The organism is Kribbella jiaozuonensis (assembly GCF_005233875.1).
Lineage (GTDB): Bacteria > Actinomycetota > Actinomycetes > Propionibacteriales > Kribbellaceae > Kribbella > Kribbella jiaozuonensis.
Window position 1 is genome coordinate 141,353 of record NZ_SZPZ01000006.1, and the last position, 16,720, is coordinate 158,072.

Annotated in this window: 16 protein-coding genes and 1 pseudogene; 9 read left to right on the top strand and 8 right to left on the bottom strand. The window is 68.3% G+C overall.

All coding sequences use genetic code 11. The features are described from left to right. The first annotated feature begins 18 nt into the window (after window positions 1–18). From rpsD to FDA38_RS36030, 5 genes and pseudogenes are all read left to right on the top strand, one after another. A complete protein-coding gene (gene rpsD / locus FDA38_RS36010) occupies window positions 19–627 on the top strand; it encodes a 30S ribosomal protein S4 (RefSeq protein ID WP_137258661.1) in 609 nt (202 codons plus the stop codon). Window positions 628–728: 101 nt separating this feature from the next. Next, window positions 729–1,757: pseudogene (locus FDA38_RS36015) on the top strand (DNA-directed RNA polymerase subunit alpha); the annotation flags it as partial. A 67-nt stretch (window positions 1,758–1,824) separates the two neighbouring features. Continuing rightward, window positions 1,825–2,502 (top strand): 50S ribosomal protein L17, sunset domain variant, encoded by a 678-nt coding sequence (gene rplQ, locus FDA38_RS36020; RefSeq protein ID WP_137258662.1) that lies wholly within the window; start codon window positions 1,825–1,827, stop codon window positions 2,500–2,502. A 60-nt stretch (window positions 2,503–2,562) separates the two neighbouring features. Then, on the top strand, window positions 2,563–3,375 hold the full coding sequence (truA, locus tag FDA38_RS36025; protein WP_137258663.1) for a tRNA pseudouridine(38-40) synthase TruA: 813 nt from the start codon (window positions 2,563–2,565) through the stop codon (window positions 3,373–3,375). Next, window positions 3,368–3,964 carry a class I SAM-dependent methyltransferase gene (locus FDA38_RS36030; RefSeq protein WP_137258664.1) on the top strand — a complete coding sequence of 199 codons (597 nt, stop codon included), beginning with the start codon at window positions 3,368–3,370 and terminating at the stop codon, window positions 3,962–3,964. Before truA ends, FDA38_RS36030 begins: the two co-directional genes overlap by 8 nt. Before the next feature lies 1 nt (window position 3,965). Here the strand turns inward: FDA38_RS36030 and FDA38_RS36035 are convergent, their stop codons facing one another. Continuing rightward, window positions 3,966–5,789, bottom strand: a complete 1,824-nt coding sequence (locus FDA38_RS36035) for a hypothetical protein (RefSeq protein WP_137258665.1) — start codon at window positions 5,787–5,789, stop codon at window positions 3,966–3,968. 159 nt (window positions 5,790–5,948) lie between these two features. On the opposite strand from FDA38_RS36035, the gene FDA38_RS36040 reads away from it, so the two are divergent. Both FDA38_RS36040 and FDA38_RS36045 read left to right on the top strand, forming a co-directional pair. Beyond that, the gene (locus tag FDA38_RS36040) at window positions 5,949–6,467 is read left to right on the top strand and encodes a SigE family RNA polymerase sigma factor (RefSeq protein ID WP_233715131.1); all 519 of its coding nucleotides are present in this window, start codon (window positions 5,949–5,951) and stop codon (window positions 6,465–6,467) included. Then, window positions 6,460–7,233 carry a hypothetical protein gene (locus FDA38_RS36045; protein WP_137258667.1) on the top strand — a complete coding sequence of 258 codons (774 nt, stop codon included), beginning with the start codon at window positions 6,460–6,462 and terminating at the stop codon, window positions 7,231–7,233. The genes FDA38_RS36040 and FDA38_RS36045 overlap by 8 nt, the downstream gene beginning before the upstream one ends. Here FDA38_RS36045 and FDA38_RS42480 read toward each other — a convergent pair whose 3' ends face one another. From FDA38_RS42480 to FDA38_RS36060, 3 genes are read right to left on the bottom strand one after another with little or no spacing between them, the layout of a single operon-like run. Further along, a complete protein-coding gene (locus tag FDA38_RS42480) occupies window positions 7,234–8,391 on the bottom strand; it encodes an HAD family hydrolase (protein WP_170989988.1) in 1,158 nt (385 codons plus the stop codon). Continuing rightward, entirely contained in the window at window positions 8,388–8,588 is a 201-nt protein-coding gene (locus tag FDA38_RS36055; RefSeq protein WP_137258668.1) for a hypothetical protein, read from the bottom strand. The genes FDA38_RS42480 and FDA38_RS36055 overlap by 4 nt, the downstream gene beginning before the upstream one ends. Window positions 8,589–8,619: 31 nt before the next feature. After that, entirely contained in the window at window positions 8,620–9,636 is a 1,017-nt protein-coding gene (locus FDA38_RS36060; protein WP_137258669.1) for a hypothetical protein, read from the bottom strand. A 53-nt stretch (window positions 9,637–9,689) separates the two neighbouring features. Here FDA38_RS36060 and FDA38_RS36065 point away from each other — a divergent pair, with 53 nt between their 5' ends. After that, entirely contained in the window at window positions 9,690–11,372 is a 1,683-nt protein-coding gene (locus FDA38_RS36065; protein ID WP_137258670.1) for an ABC-F family ATP-binding cassette domain-containing protein, read from the top strand. Here the strand turns inward: FDA38_RS36065 and FDA38_RS36070 are convergent. Beyond that, window positions 11,369–12,370, bottom strand: a complete 1,002-nt coding sequence (locus tag FDA38_RS36070) for a glycoside hydrolase family 18 protein (RefSeq protein WP_233715132.1) — start codon at window positions 12,368–12,370, stop codon at window positions 11,369–11,371. The genes FDA38_RS36065 and FDA38_RS36070 overlap by 4 nt on opposite strands. Continuing rightward, the gene (locus tag FDA38_RS36075) at window positions 12,367–12,915 is read right to left on the bottom strand and encodes a TetR/AcrR family transcriptional regulator (RefSeq protein WP_233715133.1); all 549 of its coding nucleotides are present in this window, start codon (window positions 12,913–12,915) and stop codon (window positions 12,367–12,369) included. Before FDA38_RS36075 ends, FDA38_RS36070 begins: the two co-directional genes overlap by 4 nt. A 121-nt stretch (window positions 12,916–13,036) precedes the next feature. Between FDA38_RS36075 and FDA38_RS36080 the strand changes: the two genes are divergently transcribed. After that, entirely contained in the window at window positions 13,037–13,492 is a 456-nt protein-coding gene (locus FDA38_RS36080) for a nuclear transport factor 2 family protein (protein ID WP_137258671.1), read from the top strand. Window positions 13,493–14,090: 598 nt separating this feature from the next. Here the strand turns inward: FDA38_RS36080 and FDA38_RS36085 are convergent. Continuing rightward, entirely contained in the window at window positions 14,091–14,900 is an 810-nt protein-coding gene (locus FDA38_RS36085; protein ID WP_137258672.1) for an SDR family NAD(P)-dependent oxidoreductase, read from the bottom strand. A gap of 284 nt (window positions 14,901–15,184) precedes the next feature. Then, window positions 15,185–16,471 (bottom strand): citrate synthase, encoded by a 1,287-nt coding sequence (locus FDA38_RS36090; RefSeq protein WP_233715134.1) that lies wholly within the window; start codon window positions 16,469–16,471, stop codon window positions 15,185–15,187. Window positions 16,472–16,720 lie beyond the last annotated feature (249 nt).

Genomic DNA, 16,720 nt, shown 5'->3' on the forward strand with positions numbered 1-16,720 from the left:
AGAGGAAGGTAGCGAACCATGGCCCGTTACACCGGACCTATGACCAAGAAGTCGCGCCGTCTCGGGGTCGACCTCGTCGGTGGCGACAAGGCGTTCGAGCGTCGTCCGTACCCGCCGGGTATGCACGGCCGCGGCCGCCCGAAGGAGAGCGAGTACCTGCTCCAGCTGCGCGAGAAGCAGAAGGCGCGTTACTCGTACGGCGTTCTCGAGAAGCAGTTCCGCCGGTACTACGAGGAGGCCTCGCGGCGCTCCGGCAAGACCGGTGACAACCTGCTGCAGATCCTCGAGTCCCGCCTGGACAACGTGGTCTACCGCTCCGGCCTGGCCCGGACGCGTCGGCAGGCCCGTCAGCTCGTCGTCCACGGTCATTTCACCGTGAACGGCGTCAAGGTGAACATCCCGTCGTACCGGGTGGCTGCGCACGACATCATCGATGTCAAGCAGAAGTCGGTCGAGACGACGCCGTTCATCATCGCCCGCGAGACGCACGCCGAGCGCGTCGTCCCCGCGTGGCTCGAGGTGATGCCCGAGCGGCTGCGGATCCTCGTCCACCAGCTGCCGACCCGGCAGCAGATCGACACCCAGGTCGCCGAGCACCTGATCGTCGAGCTCTACTCGAAGAACTGACCGCGTACCGGCCGGTGGCCCTCGGGCTGCCGGCCGGTACGGCGCGGACTTCGAACCATCGCGACCTCAAATAGTGGTCGTCGCGACAGAAAAGGAACACGAAGTTGCTTATCGCACAACGCCCCACCCTGACCGAAGAGGTCGTCGACGAGTACCGCTCGCGGTTCGTGATCGAGCCGCTGGAGCCGGGCTTCGGTTACACCCTCGGTAACTCGATCCGCCGGACCCTGCTGTCCTCCATCCCGGGTGCAGCCGTCACCAGCATCAAGATCGACGGTGTCCTGCACGAGTTCTCGACCGTTGCCGGGGTCAAGGAAGACGCCACCCAGCTGATCCTGAACCTGAAGGACCTGGTCGTCTCGTCCGAGCACGACGAGCCGGTCACCATGTACCTGCGCAAGCAGGGCCCCGGTGACGTGACCGCCGCCGACATCGCGCCGCCGGCCGGTGTCGAGGTGCACAACCCGGACCTGAAGATCGCCACCCTGAACGAGAAGGGCCGGCTCGAGATGGAGCTGGTCGTCGAGCGCGGCCGCGGTTACGTGTCCGCCGTACAGAACAAGTCCGCCGACGCCGAGATCGGCCGGATGCCGGTCGACTCGATCTACTCGCCGGTGCTCAAGGTCACCTACAAGGTCGAGGCGACCCGTGTCGAGCAGCGCACCGACTTCGACCGCCTCGTGGTCGACGTCGAGACCAAGCCGTCGATGCTGCCCCGCGACGCCGTCGCGTCGGCCGGTAAGACCCTGGTCGAGCTGTTCGGTCTGGCCCGCGAGCTGAACGTCGAGGCCGAGGGCATCGACATCGGCCCGTCGCCGGTGGACGAGCAGATGGCCGCCGACCTGGCCCTGCCGGTCGAGGACCTGCAGCTGACCGTCCGGTCGTACAACTGCCTGAAGCGCGAGGGCATCCACACCGTGGGTGAGCTGATCTCGCGCAGCGAGCAGGACCTGCTGGACATCCGGAACTTCGGCTCCAAGTCGATCGACGAGGTCAAGCTGAAGCTGGCCGAGATGGGCCTGTCGCTGAAGGACTCCCCGCCCGGGTTCGACCTGCGCGCCGCTTCCGGTGCCTATGGCAACGAGGCGGACGACGAGGACGAGAGCTTCGCCGAGACCGAGCAGTACTGAGCTGACCAAAGGCCCGTCGGGCCCTAACCCTTCGGCCCGACGGGCCTGAGATTCCTGGAGTTACGAGATGCCAACCCCCACCAAGGGTGCACGGCTGGGCGGCAGCCCGGCGCACGAGAAGCTGATCCTCAGCAACCTCGCGACGTCGCTGTTCGAGCACGGCGCGATCACCACCACCGCGGCCAAGGCCAAGCGCCTGCAGCCGCTGGCGGAGCAGATGATCACCAAGGCGAAGCGTGGTGACCTGAACTCGCGCCGTCAGGTGATGAAGCGGATCAAGGACAAGAGCGTCGTGCACGTGCTCTTCACCGAGATCGGCGAGCGGTACGCCGACCGTCCGGGTGGCTACACCCGGATCACCAAGCTCGGTCCGCGTAAGGGCGACAACGCCCCGATGGTGAAGATCGAGCTGGTCGAGGCACTGGCCGAGTCGCCGAAGGCGAAGAAGACCGCCAAGAAGGCTCCGGCCAAGAAGGCGGCCGCTCCGAAGGCTGAAGAGCCGAAGGAGGACGAGAAGGTCCAGGACGTCGTCGCGGGCAAGTTCGACAACTCCGCCGCGCCGCTCGAGGACGGCTCCGCGCCCGAGGGCTTCACCATCAAGGGCAACGAGAACTCGATGAAGTACCACACCACCGAGTCGCCGTGGTACGACCAGACGGTCGCCGAGGTCTGGTTCAAGACCGAGGCGGACGCCGAGGCCGCGGGCTTCGCCAAGGCCGGCGAGACCGAGGACGACGACAAGTAGGCACTCCTTCAGAGCCCCCTCACCGCACGGTGAGGGGGCCCTGTTGCGTTAGATTGCCGTGTGCGTTGGCGGATAGACCTCAGGTACGACGGAACCGGCTTCCACGGCTGGGCGCGTCAAGAGGGACTCCGCACCGTGCAAGGCACGCTGGAAGAGTCCATCCGGGTCGTACTGCGGCTGCCGGACCCGCTGACCGTGACCTGTGCGGGCCGAACCGACACGGGCGTCCACGCCCGCGGCCAGGTCACGCATGTGGACGTGGAAGGCGCTGTAGACCCGCTGAGGCTCCTGAGAGGGCTGAACGGCGTCCTGCCCGAGGATGTAGCTGTCACAGCCGTCACGGCGGCTCCAGAGGGCTTTGACGCCAGGTTCTCCGCTCTGGCCCGCCGGTACGTGTACCGCCTGTGCGACGACCCGGCCGGCTGGGACCCGCTGACCCGGGGACATGTACTCCGAGTGGGTCGCCCGCTCGACGTGGACCGGATGAACGCGGCCGCGGCCGGTCTGCTCGGGGAGCACGACTTCGCGGCGTACTGCAAGAAGCGGGAGGGAGCCAGCACAGTGCGGGCGTTGCTGGACTTCTCGTGGCAGCGGACGGGTGTCGGGCAACTGGAGGGCACTGTGATCGCGGATGCCTTCTGTCACTCGATGGTGCGGGCTCTCGTCGGTTCGATGATCCCGGTGGGCGACGGACGGCGGGACGTGGAGTGGCCGGGCGTCGTACTGGCTGGGAAGGTGCGGGACTCGGCTGTGTCCGTGTTGCCGGCGCATGGGCTGACGCTGGAGGAAGTGCGATACCCGGCGGACGACGAGCTGGCTGCGCGGGCGTTGCAGGCCCGGCAGGTCAGGGGAGAGGTGCATCAGCGTGGGTGACCACTTCTTCTCCGCGGACCCGCAGTCGGCGGACGTACGGCGTACCGTCGAGGCGCGGATCTGGGGGAAGCCGTATGTCTTCACGACGGCGACCGGTGTGTTCTCCCGGGACCGTCTGGACATCGGTACGGCGGTGTTGTTGCGGGAGACCGAGCCGCCGAAGCGGGCCGGGACGTTCCTCGACCTGGGGTGCGGCTACGGGCCGATTGCGTGTGCCCTGGCGCTGGAGGCCCCGAAGGCGACGGTGTGGGCGGTTGACGTGAACAACCGGGCGCTCGAGCTGACCGGTGTGAACGCGGTGGCCGCGGGGGTTGCGGATCGGGTGCACGCGGCGCTGCCGGACGACGTACCCGAGGATCTGTTGTTCGACGAGATCTGGTCGAACCCGGCGATTCATATCGGCAAACCGGAGCTGCACAAGATGCTGCTGCACTGGCTGGCCCGGCTTGCACCCGATGGCGTGGCGTGGTTCGTCGTCGGCAAGAACCTGGGCGGCGATTCCTTGCAGCGCTGGATGACCGAGCAGGGCTACCCGTGCGAGCGGGTCGGTAGCGCGAAGGGCTTCCGAGTCCTTCGCGCCACCCGCTGAGCTAGCGCCCGGTGAACCGCTGGCTGGACTTGTCCGGTTGGTGACCTCGTCTTGCCGTCGAGTCCGAGCCGTTGGTCCGATCGCTGCCGGGACGTGGCTGGCCGCTGGTCGCCGCGGCGATGCTCTTCCGCAGTGCATCGTCACCGGAGATGTCTGCTTGTCTGACAGGTCGGCCGGCCTTCTCGATCGCTGTGGTGAGCTGATGACTCAGCCGTTCGCCGGCCGTGGCCCGGTTCCACGCGTGCAGCTTGGTCTGGCCGTTCCGGTCGGCGTCTGCGGCCTTGGTGATGGTGGCCTCGATGGTGCCCGCCAAGGTCTTGGTGGCCTCCGCCCAACGGCTGCGATCGACGACCATGCCGGGTTCGCCGAGGCTCAGGGCGGCCGCTCGCTCGATGCGCTCGTTGGAAGGTGCCGTGAGCAACCTCGCCGTGATCTCGTGCGGCTCCAGGCCCTGTCTACGTGCGGCGGCCTCGGTGAGAGTCGCCACCACCTGCGCCGTGGCGGTCGTGTCGGGCTCAGGTTGATCCGCGTCGAAGCCGAGAGCTCCGTAGAGACGGTCCCGCTCTTGACCGACGAAGTCGCGGCAGAGCTGGTCCTCGATCGCCTGTCCTGCTGGGTCGTTCGGCCTGGTCCCGGGCGCGACCGGGTTGCACAGACGGGCGGCCTCGGTTGCGACGACGTCAACCGCTGCCCTGAGCTCCGGCGACGGCGGCTCGGCCGGGTCGGCGTTCGCCAGGACGTCGATCACCTGTTCCTGGTCGAAGCTCAGCGAGCGATCGGAGTCGGCGTACCCGAGCGCACCTTCGGGCAGGCCCGAGGTGTGCAGCCTGCCGTTCCAGTAGTCGGTGTTGAGCTTGAGCTGGAGCACCTGCGCTTCACTGTCGCGCCCCTGGCTGACCGAGGCCCGGCCGGTCGCGAGGTCGGCTTGTACGACGGACATGAGGCTCGCGACCTGTTGATAGCCAGCCTGATCGGTGTCGATCGCATCTCTTGCCTGGGCACAGTGTTGGAGCACCGACGTGGCTGCTCGTCTGCCGAACCGCTCGGCGCCCTGATCGAACTGGCGACTGGACTCGCCACACTGCTCGAAGATGTCGTCGAGTTCCTGCGTGAGGTTGGCCTTCAGCCGAGCCACGTGATCCGCCGGCGGGGTACGCGATGAGCCATCCGGCAGTCGGCGCTGGAGCGGGTCGTGCTCGACCAGGGCATCGGCGAGTGCCTCGAAGCGTTGTCCGGGCGGAGTCCGCACCAGCATGTCTTCGAGCTCGCCGGCCTGCATCCCGAGGTGGCTGCCGAGTCTCTGGGTGAGCGCACCGGTCGCAGCCTGGAGGTACGGCTGCCGACCCTGCACATCGCGGATCTCCGGAAAGGCGCGATCGATCAGCGAGCCCTCGATGACCTTCGGGATGACGACCGTGTCGCGGAGACCGGAGTCCAGCGCCCGCAACGCAGGTGTCGTCGCGGGCTGAGGCGGGTCGACCTTCTCGAGGTAGACGGTGACGAAATCGTCCAGCGCCTGCCTGACGTTCTCTGCTTCCTCACGCGTCGGCTGGTGCTGGCCGACGTAGTGCGCGTCGAACATGCGATGGCCGGAAACCCCGATCCAGTACGCGGTCCGGGCGCCCAGCACGATCGAGCCGTCGGCCCGTACGGCGTTCCGGTTGTCGTTCCAGTCCGACCGCGCGTACAGGTCGAACGTGTCGTACCGCGTGTGCCCCAGCGTGAGCGTCAGTTGGTACGCCCAGTCGAAAGCCTGGGGCTCGGCCCGGCTGACCCGGCCGTCGATCCTCTCGTACCCGTCCGGCATGCTGCGGCCCTTCCTCATCGGCGGAACAACCGCGCCAGACTAACGACGCAACGGTCGATGAACAGCTGGCGTCAAGCACCGATTGGGTTACGCTGCGGACCGTCCAGCGGCAGGTTCGGGATCCTGCTGCAACGAACGCGCCACCGGCGCCGTCCTGGAGGTATGGAGGCAGCCTTGGTGGCAGCGGAGGCTCGGACAGGGCCGCTCGACTTCGAGGCATGGGTCAGCGAGAAGGCGGACGCCCTGCTGCGGTTCGCCTATGTCCTGACCGGCGACTCCAACCTGGCCGAGGACGCCGTACAGGACGCCCTGACGACTGCGTGTGCGCGCTGGGGCCGGGTGAGCCGGGCCGACGATCCTGAGGCGTACGTGAAGCGGATGGTGGTGAATGCGCACATCTCCTGGTGGCGGAAGTTCCGTCGCCGTGAGGCGCCCGCTGCCGATCCGGTGCGGACTGCACGAGCCGTTCCCGACGGTACGGCGGCCCGCGCCGAGTCGGAGGCGATCTGGGCGCTGTGCGCGACGCTGCCGGACAAACAACGAGCTGCCGTCGTACTGCGGTTCTACGAGGAGCTGTCGTACGCCGAGATCGGACAACTGCTGCATTGTGCGGAGGCGACCGCCCGGTCGCATGTCCATCGAGCACTGGCCGCACTGAAAACCACGCTGAGCACGGAAGGAGCCGAGGATGCCTGAGCACGACCCTGAGCAGGAGCTCGGCCCCAAGATCACGTCCGCCCTGCACAACCAGGCCGTCGGACAGACCCACCCGCAGAACACCGGACTGGCCCGGGAGGCGCGTCGACGTGTACACCGGCGTCGCCAGACGTGGTCGATCGCAGCAGGCGCCGTACTGGTGGCTGCCGCGATCGGAGGTGTGTGGAGCTTCGCCGGTGGCGGCGCGTCACAGGTTGCCTCCAGCAACAGTAATTCCAGCGGGGACAGCAAGGCCGAGGCTCCGAACAGGACACAAGGCTTGGCGCCGTCCAACGAGTCGGCGGTGGCCGGTTGTCCGGTCGACCATCCGATCCTGAAGGCTCCGGGTCCGGACGCGCTGCCGCCCGGCACCGGGCTTGACGTGAACACGCCGGTGACCGGGCTGCGTGCCTGTCGGTACGGCTTTGCCGAGGGTGGGACCGGGCTGCTCGGGCAGGAGTCGTTCAACGCCGCGACTGCGCAGCAGGTGGTCAACGAGATCAAGGTGCTGCCGGAGCGGAACGTGAAGCTGCCGGTGTTCAAGTGCGCGCCACAGGTCGCCAAGCCGTCCGAGGCGATCGTGCTCCGGTTCGACACCGCGGCCGGTATCCGCGAGATCTGGGTCGAGTACGACGGCTGTCAGTCGGCCGGCTTCTTCACCGGCACGCACACGTACGGCTTGTTCTCGGCGCCGCTCAAACTCTTCATGACCGGCTCGGTCCGCCCGTCCGGCGGCACCTACCTGGACGCCCTCAAGGACTGGTAACTACTCGATCCCACGCTCCGGCCGACGAGCCGACCCGATCTGCCGCACGTTGTCGGGTCGTCCGGTCGCATCGACCGCCGGATCGGGGCGTTGGCTGGGACCGGTGTGTGACCCGAGGAACTGCCGCAGCCTAGCGATCTCCTGCTCGCGAGCGACCGGCGTGACTCGTTCATAGGTTGCCGGCTCGCGACCCGGGGCCGGTTGCTGTGCCGGCCAGCCTGCGTCGGCCCAGATCTGACCGACCTGCTCCTGGCGGTCGAGGAACGTCTCGCGCAGCGCGTCCGGCAGCTCGGGTGGCTCGACGCCGGGGTTGTCGGCGTTCCACGACTCGTAGTGGGCCTTGATGTCGTCGAGGTTGACGCTGAACTCCACGTCGGTCAGCTCGGCCGACTTGTCGCCCCAGGTCTGCTTCGACCCGGGATGCGTGAGTTCGCTGTACTCCGTCATCGCGAGGCCGCCGAGCCCGCGACGCAGCGGTCCGGCGAGGTGCTCGCGGAGTCCGGCCCGGTGCGTCTCGGGGACCAGGTCGCCGACCTGGTGGTCGATCACCCGGTCGGCGATCACGTCGAAGCGGTCCGGGATCTCGGTCCGCTCGATCAGATCGCGGAGCTCGCCGGCGCCCATCCCGGTGGCGCCGGCCAACGGGGCCAGCAGGCGGTCCGTAGCCGTCGTGAACGCCGGGAACGCAGGACCGCTTCCGGAAATCGGCAGCGGATGCTCGCTCAGCTCGTCGGCGATCCGAGCGCCGTACCGCTGGGTGAACCGATCTGCCAGGCCGCGCTCGAGGGCGACGTCCTCGTGCGGGACGAACGCGAGGACGTCGGTGTCGTTGTCGGCGCCGTACCCCGACAGCGAGAGCCGCGCCTGGTAGACGGCCATCCGCGTCGCGCCGGCCGCAGCGGACAGCTCCGCGTACGGCGGTGTGCGGCCGGGGGTGTAAGCGGGACGAGCCGGATCGAGCACGTGCTCACGGCTGATCGTCATGCTGCCGTCGGGGTAGTAGATCCCGCTCACCTGTCCGGGCTGTTCGTACAGCTTGCCGTTCCAGTGGGAGAGGCGGCCGGCGAACTCTGCGGTCTTGGCCACGACCGAGGAGAACCACTCGTACTCCCAGGTGCCCGCGGGGATCTCGGGACCGCGTTGCAGCAGCTCGTTCACCGTGCCTCCCCGGCGATCAGCTCCGCGATGGAGCTGTTCATCAGCAGTACGGCGGCTTTGTCGCCCGGCGCCGCGGCCGGTACCAGCTCGCCGATCCGCTGCAGTGTCTGCTGCAGTACAGCGGTTCGCTCCTGCCCCGTGGCGGTCGACAACATTGCTTCGGCGTACAGCCGCTGCGCCTCACGATATGCGTCCATCGGCGCTGATCATCCCTCGCCAGAGGGTCGCCTACCGAGCCGCTCCGCCGCCCGAGCGGAACCTGTCCGCGCGCCACGCCGGAGGGGCCGCCGCCGCAGTACCGGACGCCGCCGCGCCTCCACCGGCGGCTGCCCCGCCACCACTGCCGGACTGGGTGCCGTGGTCCAGGAACTGCCGCAGGTGTGCGGTTTCCAGCCCGCCGGACGACTGCCGGTACTGCTGCTCGATCGTGTCGAGCGTGCGCTCGAGATTGCGGATCGCGCGGGCGGAGAACTCCCGTCCCAGACCGTCGAGCGCCAACGGGTCGCGGTGCGGCGACTCGTACTTGTGCAGCCCGGCGAGCTCGTGACGCAGTGGCCGACTGAGACTCTGCCGGACCTCCGGCATGTGCGCAGGCGGCATCAGCCCGGCCAGGCGGGTGGCGATGACCAGGTCGGCCATCGCGTTGTAGCGCTGCAGCCGAGGTGTTTGCTCGACGGCCGACAGGACGTCCTCGCGTGGCAGACCGGTGACTCTGTGCAGACCGGTGAGCACTCCGTCGACACCTGCCTGGAAGCCCGGATACAGCGAGCCGCTGAAGGCTCCGATAGAGCCGGGGATCGCCTGGTCCATCTGGATGTCCTGCATGATCAGACCGGTCAGGCGGGTCGCCTTCACCTCCGCGAGGCCCTCGCTCAGTGCTTCGTCCTCAGGACTCAGCTCTTGAATCGCATCGGGCGCTGACGCGTCGCCCAGCTCGGCCTGGTGGTGGTCGGTCTCGTGCACGATCACCGCGACGCCGAGGCAGGCCCGCTGTAGACCTTGCCGGCTGAGCGTCTCCGGTGCGTCGTACGCGCGCATGACCGGGTCGAGGATGACCGCGCGGTTGACCACCATCGGTCCGGACGGTACTGCGGCCGCGAGCACGCCGGTCCGGTCCTCGTACAACCGCCGGTTCCAGGACGACGGCCGGCCGGTACGGCGTTCGACCGCCTCGACGACGAATGTCACCCACGCGTACTCACGGGTGCCGGGCAGGATCTCCGGGCCGAGAACGACGGTTGCCACGCGCGTCACGATAACTGGTCGCGTGGGCTGTACAGGCCGGTCAGACTGGGGGGATGGGTCACGTGGATGTCGGCGGTGTCGGGTACGAGTTGCCGGACGGGCGGGTGTTGCTCGACGACATCACGTTCCGGGTCGGTGACGGTGCGAAGGTCGCTCTGGTCGGTGCGAACGGCTCCGGCAAGACCACGCTGACCCGGATCATCGCGGGCGACCTGAAGGCACACAGCGGCAGCATCTCCCGGTCCGGCGGGCTGGGGGTGATGCGGCAGTTCGTCGGCTCGGTGCGGGACTCGTCGACCGTCCGTGACCTGCTGCTGGCCGTCGCGCCGCAGCCGATCCAGGAGGCCGCGGCCAAGCTGGACAAGGCCGAGCTGGCGATGATGGAGGACGAGACCGAGAAGACCCAGCTCAAGTACGCACAGGCCGTGTCGGACTGGGGTGAGGTCGGCGGGTACGACGCTGAGGTTCTCTGGGACGTGTGTACGACGGCGGCACTCGGCGTACCGTTCGACCGCTGTCGCTGGCGTGAGGTGAAGACGCTGTCCGGTGGTGAGCAGAAGCGCCTGGTGCTGGAGGCGTTGCTGCGCGGTCCGGACGAGGTACTGATCCTGGACGAGCCGGACAACTACCTCGACGTACCGGGGAAGCGCTGGCTGGAGGAGCAGCTGGGTACCAGCGACAAGACCGTGCTGTACATCAGCCACGACCGCGAGCTGCTGGCCAACACCGCTACCCGGATCGTCACCGTCGAGCTGGGTGCGGCCGGCAACACCGCGTGGACGCACGGCGGCGGCTTCGCGACGTACCACGAGGCCCGGCGGCACCGGTTCGAGCGGTTCGAGGAGCTGCGCAAGCGCTGGGACGAGGAGCACGCGAAGCTCCGGGCGCAGATGCTGATGTACAAGCAGAAGGCGGCGTACAACTCCGACATGGCATCGCGGTACCGGGCGTCCCAGACCCGGCTGCGCAAGTTCGAGGAGGCTGGGCCGCCGCAGGCGTTGCCGCGCGAGCAGAAGGTCAGCATGCGCCTCACCGGCGGCCGCACCGGCAAACGAGCCGTTGTGTGCACCCAGCTCGAGCTGACCGGTCTGATGAAGCCGTTCGACCTGGAGGTCTGGTACGGCGAACGTGTCGCCGTACTGGGATCGAACGGGTCCGGGAAGTCGCACTTCCTCCGGCTGCTCGCCAACGGCGGTTCGGATCCGGATGTGGAGCACCAGCCGGTCGGTGAGGTGAAGATCGCCCCGGTGGCGCACACCGGCAACGCCAAGCTCGGTGCGCGAGTACGGCCCGGCTGGTTCGCGCAGACGCACGAGCACCCGGAGCTGGTCGGCCGGACGTTGCTGGAGATCCTGCACCGCGGTGACGACCACCGTGAGGGCATGGGGCGTGAGCTGGCGTCACGGAAGCTGGACCGGTACGAGCTGGCGCACGCGGCCGAGCAGACGTTCGACAGCCTGTCCGGAGGGCAGCAGGCGCGGTTCCAGATCCTGCTGCTGGAGCTGTCCGGTGCGACGCTGCTCCTGCTCGACGAGCCGACGGACAACCTGGACGTGGAGTCCGCGGAGGCGTTGGAGGACGGGCTGGATGCCTTTGACGGCACTGTGCTCGCTGTGACCCACGACAGGTGGTTCGCTCGCGGATTCGACCGGTACCTCGTCTTTGGTGCCGATGGGTCCGTGTACGAACCGGACGAACCAGTCTGGGACGAGGGCCGGGTGGAGCGCGCTCGCTAAGGCGCGAGGCACCAGCCGTCGCGGTAGGCCGTCCAATTGGCCTCGGTGGCGGCGAAGTCGACGTACAGGGCCAGGCCGAAGTTCTGACGGGTTGAGTCGCCCAGGCCGAGGCGGGCGCCGCGGACTGCTGCGGGGACCGTCTCGGCGTGGCCCCAGTGGGACGGATTGCTCTCCCAGTACGCCGGGAGGCCCATGAGGAGGACTGTGTTCGGGGGAGTGACCTCTAGCGCCAGCTTGGTCTGCTTCGCGACGTAGCCGCCGTACAGGGACTCCAGTGGCATGGCGGTGTCGTACGACATGATGGCGATCTGGTCGACCCGGCTCGCCACCTGGGCGAAGTACTCCTGTGACCACCACTTGTCGATCGGGATCGCGTGCAGGTACCAGAGCGGGTCGATCTGCGCGGCTGCGACCGACAGCGTGGTGTGGAGCGCGCGGGTCTCGTCCAGAACGGCCAGGTAGCCCTTCGAGCCGGAGCGGACCGGCTCGAAGTCGTAGTGGATGCCCTGGAAACCCTGTGCCAGCACGGCTTTCGCCGACGCGACCACCCGCTCGCGGACGGCCGGATCGTCGAGGTCCATGCCGGGGTTCTTGCCCGGTTGTACGACGTCGCCGAGCCAGGCCTGCACGCGTACGGCGGGGGCCGCCGCGTGCATCGCGTCGACGAACCAGCGCGCCTTCGGCGAAACCTTTGCCAGCGGCAACGAACCGTCGTGCTCCAGCGGGCCGGTGTGTACGTACAGATCGCGGATCCCGGTGCTCTGCAGGCGCTGGGCCAGCGCGGTGACATCGGCAGCGGTCTTGCGGCCGTCGACCCAGGCGTGGCCGAGCCAGAGCGCGTCGTGATTGCGCGTGCGGGCGGTTGGGTCACCGGAGTACTGCAGTCGGAGTGAGGCGGCGTAGGTGCCGAGAGGTGCGATCACCAGCACGACGACGGCGAGGGCTGCTGAGATCAGGACCCGGCGGAGGCGGGACCAGGAGCGCCAGCGGCGTCTCACGAACGCGGCGCCAGGCCGTCGTAGATCAGGGCGAGCATCCGGTCGCGCACCGGCGGCTCGAGCTTGGCCGCGGTCGCGCCGCGGGACGCGCCGATCATCAGCGCGTACACCTCGGCCATCTCCGCGTCCGACCGCACTGCCCCGGCGCGCTGGGCCGCGGTGAGTAGGCCGTTGAATGCCTCTCGCATGCCGTGGCCGGCCGCCCGTGCCTCCTCGCCGGCAGCTGCGCCGGCCGCGGTCAGCGCCTCGGCGATGGCCAGCTTCGACGCCGACTCGGTCACCACCTGCGTGAAGAACTCGTAGAACGCCTTGCCCGGGTCATCGCTGCCGGCCAGCTCCAGCGCGCGGTCCCGCAGGCGTTCGAGCCGCAATGTCAGTACGGCCTCGAGCAGCTCGGTCTTGGTCGGGAAGTGCCGGAACACGGTGGCGATACCGACCCCCGCCAGCCGCGCGACGTCATCCGTGGACGCGCCCGGCGATCGCCCGAAGACATCGTCCGCCGCGGTCATGATCCTGGCCCGGTTGTCGCGCGCGTCTGCTCGCACCCCAGCTCCCCTCCGTCGCCCTCAGCCTAAGAGACGCCGCGAACCGGCCCAGGGTTGTAAACGAAGTCGTTACTCCATATATTCGAAGTCATCACTCCGTTTATCTCCTGTGAGGAATCCGATGACTCCCGAAGAGGTCTTCCTGAAACTGGTACACGGCGTCGCCGACCGCGACTTCGCCGTACTGCCGGGGCTGTACGCCGAGCAGACCGACGTACGCCACCCGATGAACCCGTACGGCGACCACCCGCTGCTGTCCCGCGCCGCCCTCGCGGAGCACTTCGGCGTGACCGGCCCGCGGGTGAGCGAGGTGGTCCGCTTCCAGCCGGCCAACATCCGCGTGCACCAGACAGCCGACCCCGAGGTGATCGTCGCCGAGTTCGAGTACGCCGGAACCGTGCTGGCGACCGGCGAGCCGTTCACCGTGCCGGCGATCTTCGTACTCCGGATCCGCGACGGGCTGATCGTCGAGTCGCGGGACTACATCGACCACCTGGCGATGATCCGAGCCCGCGGCCAGGTAGACCAACTCATCACCCACCTCCGGGAACCGTCCCCCACCCCCGCCGCGTCCTAACCCCCAGAACCCCCCGATGGCCCCGGACCGAGGCACCAAGCCCGCCCGGGGCCATCCCCAATCCAAAGGACACCGCTCCGCGGCGGCTGTCCTGTCGGCTGCCTCCGGCGGCGTGCGCGACCGTCTCCCCAGCTGCATGTGATCGGCGCGAGGTGCTGCCTCCCGAGCGCCCGCAAAGGACACCGCTTCGCGGCGGCTGTCTTGCCGGCCGCCTTCGGCGGCGTATGCGCAGTGCACCCCGGCTGCACGTGATCAGCGCACCAACTGCTGCCTCTCGAGCGCAGGCGAAAAGGACCACCGCTTCGCGGCGGCCGCTTTGTTGGCCGCCTTCGGCGGCGTGCGGACCGCACCCGGGCTGAACGTGATCGGCGCACCAGATGCTGCCTCTGGAGCCCCGAGAACGTCACCGCTTCGCGGCGGCTGTCTTGTTGGCCGCCTTCGGCGGCGTCTGCGCAGCGCACCCCGGCTGCACGTGATCGGCGCACCAGTTGGCTTCTCTCGAGCCTGCTTAGGAGGCCGCTTCGCAGCGACTGTTCTGGTTGCCGCCCTCGGCGGCGTTCGCGGACTGGATCCCCTGCGCCTCAGCTCGTGGGCTAGTTCAGCGGGGGACGGGGTCGGAGAAGTGGTACTCCTCGGCCAGGGATGAGGTGCGGACCACCTGCCCGGTGTGGCGGGCTACGTCCGGGTCGGCGGCCAGAGCTGCTACTGCCCGGCCGACGAAGAGTGGGGACTCGGAGACCGTCAGGTCCATGAACTCGGCCGCTCGCAGGACCGACTCCGTGCGGACCAGGCCCGGGTAGACCGACACCGCAGTCACGCCGTGATCGCGGAGTTCGTGGGCCATGCAGGCGATCATGTGGTCGGTCGCGGCCTTCGCGGCGCCGTACGCGACACCCGTATCGGTCTTCTCAGCGCCCTCCGACGACACGTTGACGATCAGCCCCGAGCCCGCAGCCACCATCGCCGGCGCCGCAGCCGCAGTCGTCACGTAGTGAGCCCGTACGCCGGCCTGGAACGCGGCGTCCCAGCGCTCGAGCGGCTGCGTCCAGAAACCAGCCTCCTCCCAGAACGGCGTGCCGTCCCAGAAGTACTCGTATCCGCCCCAGACGTTGTTCACGAGCACGTCGAGACGCCCGGCCTCCTCCACGACTTGCCGAACCGCGCGTCTGGTCTGCTCGTCGTCGCGATGATCACACGCGATCGCGATCCCTCGCCCGCCCTGCTCGGTTACCTCGGCGGCGGTCTCCTGCACGGTCCCGGGCAACGGCGTAGGAGCCGCCCCGCCCGCCTCAGACCGCCCTGTCACATAGACAGTCGCCCCCTGCTCCCCAAGCCCGAGCGCGATGCCCTTCCCCACCCCACGACTGGCGCCCGTAACAAGGGCGACCTTCCCCACCAACGTCCCCATCCGCCGAACGTAACAGCGCCCATGGACAGAACGCGGCGGTGATTCCCGGCGGCTGCGGTTGTGTGCGGCGATCGCGTCGAGGCGGGTCCGGCTCGCACGCCGCCGAAGGCGGCCGAAGAAGGCAGTCACCGCGAAGCGGTGTCCTTTCGCGGGCGGGCGGTTGTCTGCGGCGATCCGCGTGCGCGCGCATCACACTCGTACGCCGCCGAAGGCGGCCAAACAAGACAGCCGCCGCGAAGCGGTGTCCTTTGCAGGTGTCCGGTTCGCGGCGGCTGGGTGGAGAGTTAGCGGTCGCCCATGGGGACGTACTGGACGCCGCGTTCGCCGGTGTAGATCTGCTTGGGGCGGGCGATCTTCTGGTCGCCGTCGCCGAGCATCTCGAGCCACTGGGCCAGCCAGCCGGAGGTGCGCGGGATCGCGAACAGGACGGTGAACATCTCCGGCGGGAACTGCAGGGCCTCGTAGATCAGGCCGGAGTAGAAGTCGACGTTCGGGTAGAGCTTGCGGGAGACGAAGTACTCGTCCTCCAGCGCGATCTTCTCCAGCTCGACGGCGATCTTCAGCAGCGGGTTGATGCCGGTGACCTCGAAGACGTCGTCGGCGGCCTTCTTGATGATCTTGGCGCGCGGGTCGTAGTTCTTGTAGACCCGGTGGCCGAAGCCCATCAGCCGCTCTTCGCCGTTCTTCACGCCCTCGATGAACGACGGGACGTGGTCGACCGAGCCGATCCGGCGGAGCATCTTCAGGACTGCCTCGTTGGCGCCGCCGTGCAGCGGGCCGTAGAGCGCCCCGATCCCGCCGGCCACCGCGGTGTACGGGTCGACCTGGGTGGAGCCGATCGCGCGGACCGCGTTCGTCGACGCGTTCTGCTCGTGGTCGGCGTGCAGGATGAACAGGATCTCCAGCGCCCGCACCAGGCGGTCGTCGGCGGCGTACTTCGGCTCGCTCATCTTGAACAGCATCGACAGGAAGTTCGCCGTGTAGCTGAGCTCGTTGTCCGGGTACACGTACGGCTTGCCCTGCGCGTGCCGGAACGCGAACGCGCCGAGCGTCGGCATCTTCGCGATCAGCCGGCGGATCTGCAGCGCCCGCGACTCCTCGTCGAAGATGTTGCGCGACTCGGGGTAGAACGTGGACAGCGCGCCGACCGAGGCCAGCAGCATGCCCATCGGGTGTGCGTCGTACCGGAAGCCCTGCATGAAGGTCTTCAGGTTCTCGTGCACGAACGTGTGATACGTCACGTCGTGGGCCCAGGCCTCGTACTCCGCCTTGTTGGGCAGCTTGCCGTTCACCAGGAGGTACGCGACCTCGAGGTAGTTGGACTGCTCGGCGAGCTGCTCGATCGGGTACCCGCGGTACTCCAGGATGCCCTTGTCGCCGTCGATGAAGGTGACGGAGGAACGGCAGGAAGCCGTGTTGACGAAGCCGGGGTCGTAGGTGGCGAGCCCGCCGTCGCCGTCGGATGCGCTGATCTGCTTGAGGTCGGCGGCACGGATGGTGCCATCGGTGATGGCAAGGTCGAAGTCCTTGCCGGTCCGGTTGTCCCGGACGGTGAGCGACTGTTCGGTCACAATGCCCTCTTCGGAAGCTGGCGTCATCGCCTGGATGAATGAGGGTAGATCAGCCGGCGGGACGCGGGTTCGGACTGCAATCTTCACCGCTAAACTAGTGCGGTCCTCAGCTGCTTCCAAGCCGGGGTCCCCTCGGCGTGTGGGCTCGCTTTGACCCGCGCATGCCGTCGCCGGTATTCTGGGCTGCTGTTGTGCGTTCCAGGTCCTGACCTCATGTCGGCGGACCGCTCGCCGACGTCCAGATTTGTC

Bases quoted from the DNA above. Each gene is read 5' to 3' on its own strand.
- FDA38_RS36035 (WP_137258665.1), bottom strand. From the start codon at position 5,789: ATGAGGAAGGGCCGCAGCATGCCGGACGGGTACGAGAGGATCGACGGC.
- rplQ (WP_137258662.1), top strand. From the start codon at position 1,825: ATGCCAACCCCCACCAAGGGTGCACGGCTGGGCGGCAGCCCGGCGCAC.
- FDA38_RS36055 (WP_137258668.1), bottom strand. From the start codon at position 8,588: ATGGACGCATATCGTGAGGCGCAGCGGCTGTACGCCGAAGCAATGTTG.
- FDA38_RS36045 (WP_137258667.1), top strand. From the start codon at position 6,460: ATGCCTGAGCACGACCCTGAGCAGGAGCTCGGCCCCAAGATCACGTCC.
- FDA38_RS36085 (WP_137258672.1), bottom strand. From the start codon at position 14,900: ATGGGGACGTTGGTGGGGAAGGTCGCCCTTGTTACGGGCGCCAGTCGT.
- rpsD (WP_137258661.1), top strand. From the start codon at position 19: ATGGCCCGTTACACCGGACCTATGACCAAGAAGTCGCGCCGTCTCGGG.
- FDA38_RS36080 (WP_137258671.1), top strand. From the start codon at position 13,037: ATGACTCCCGAAGAGGTCTTCCTGAAACTGGTACACGGCGTCGCCGAC.
- FDA38_RS36065 (WP_137258670.1), top strand. From the start codon at position 9,690: ATGGGTCACGTGGATGTCGGCGGTGTCGGGTACGAGTTGCCGGACGGG.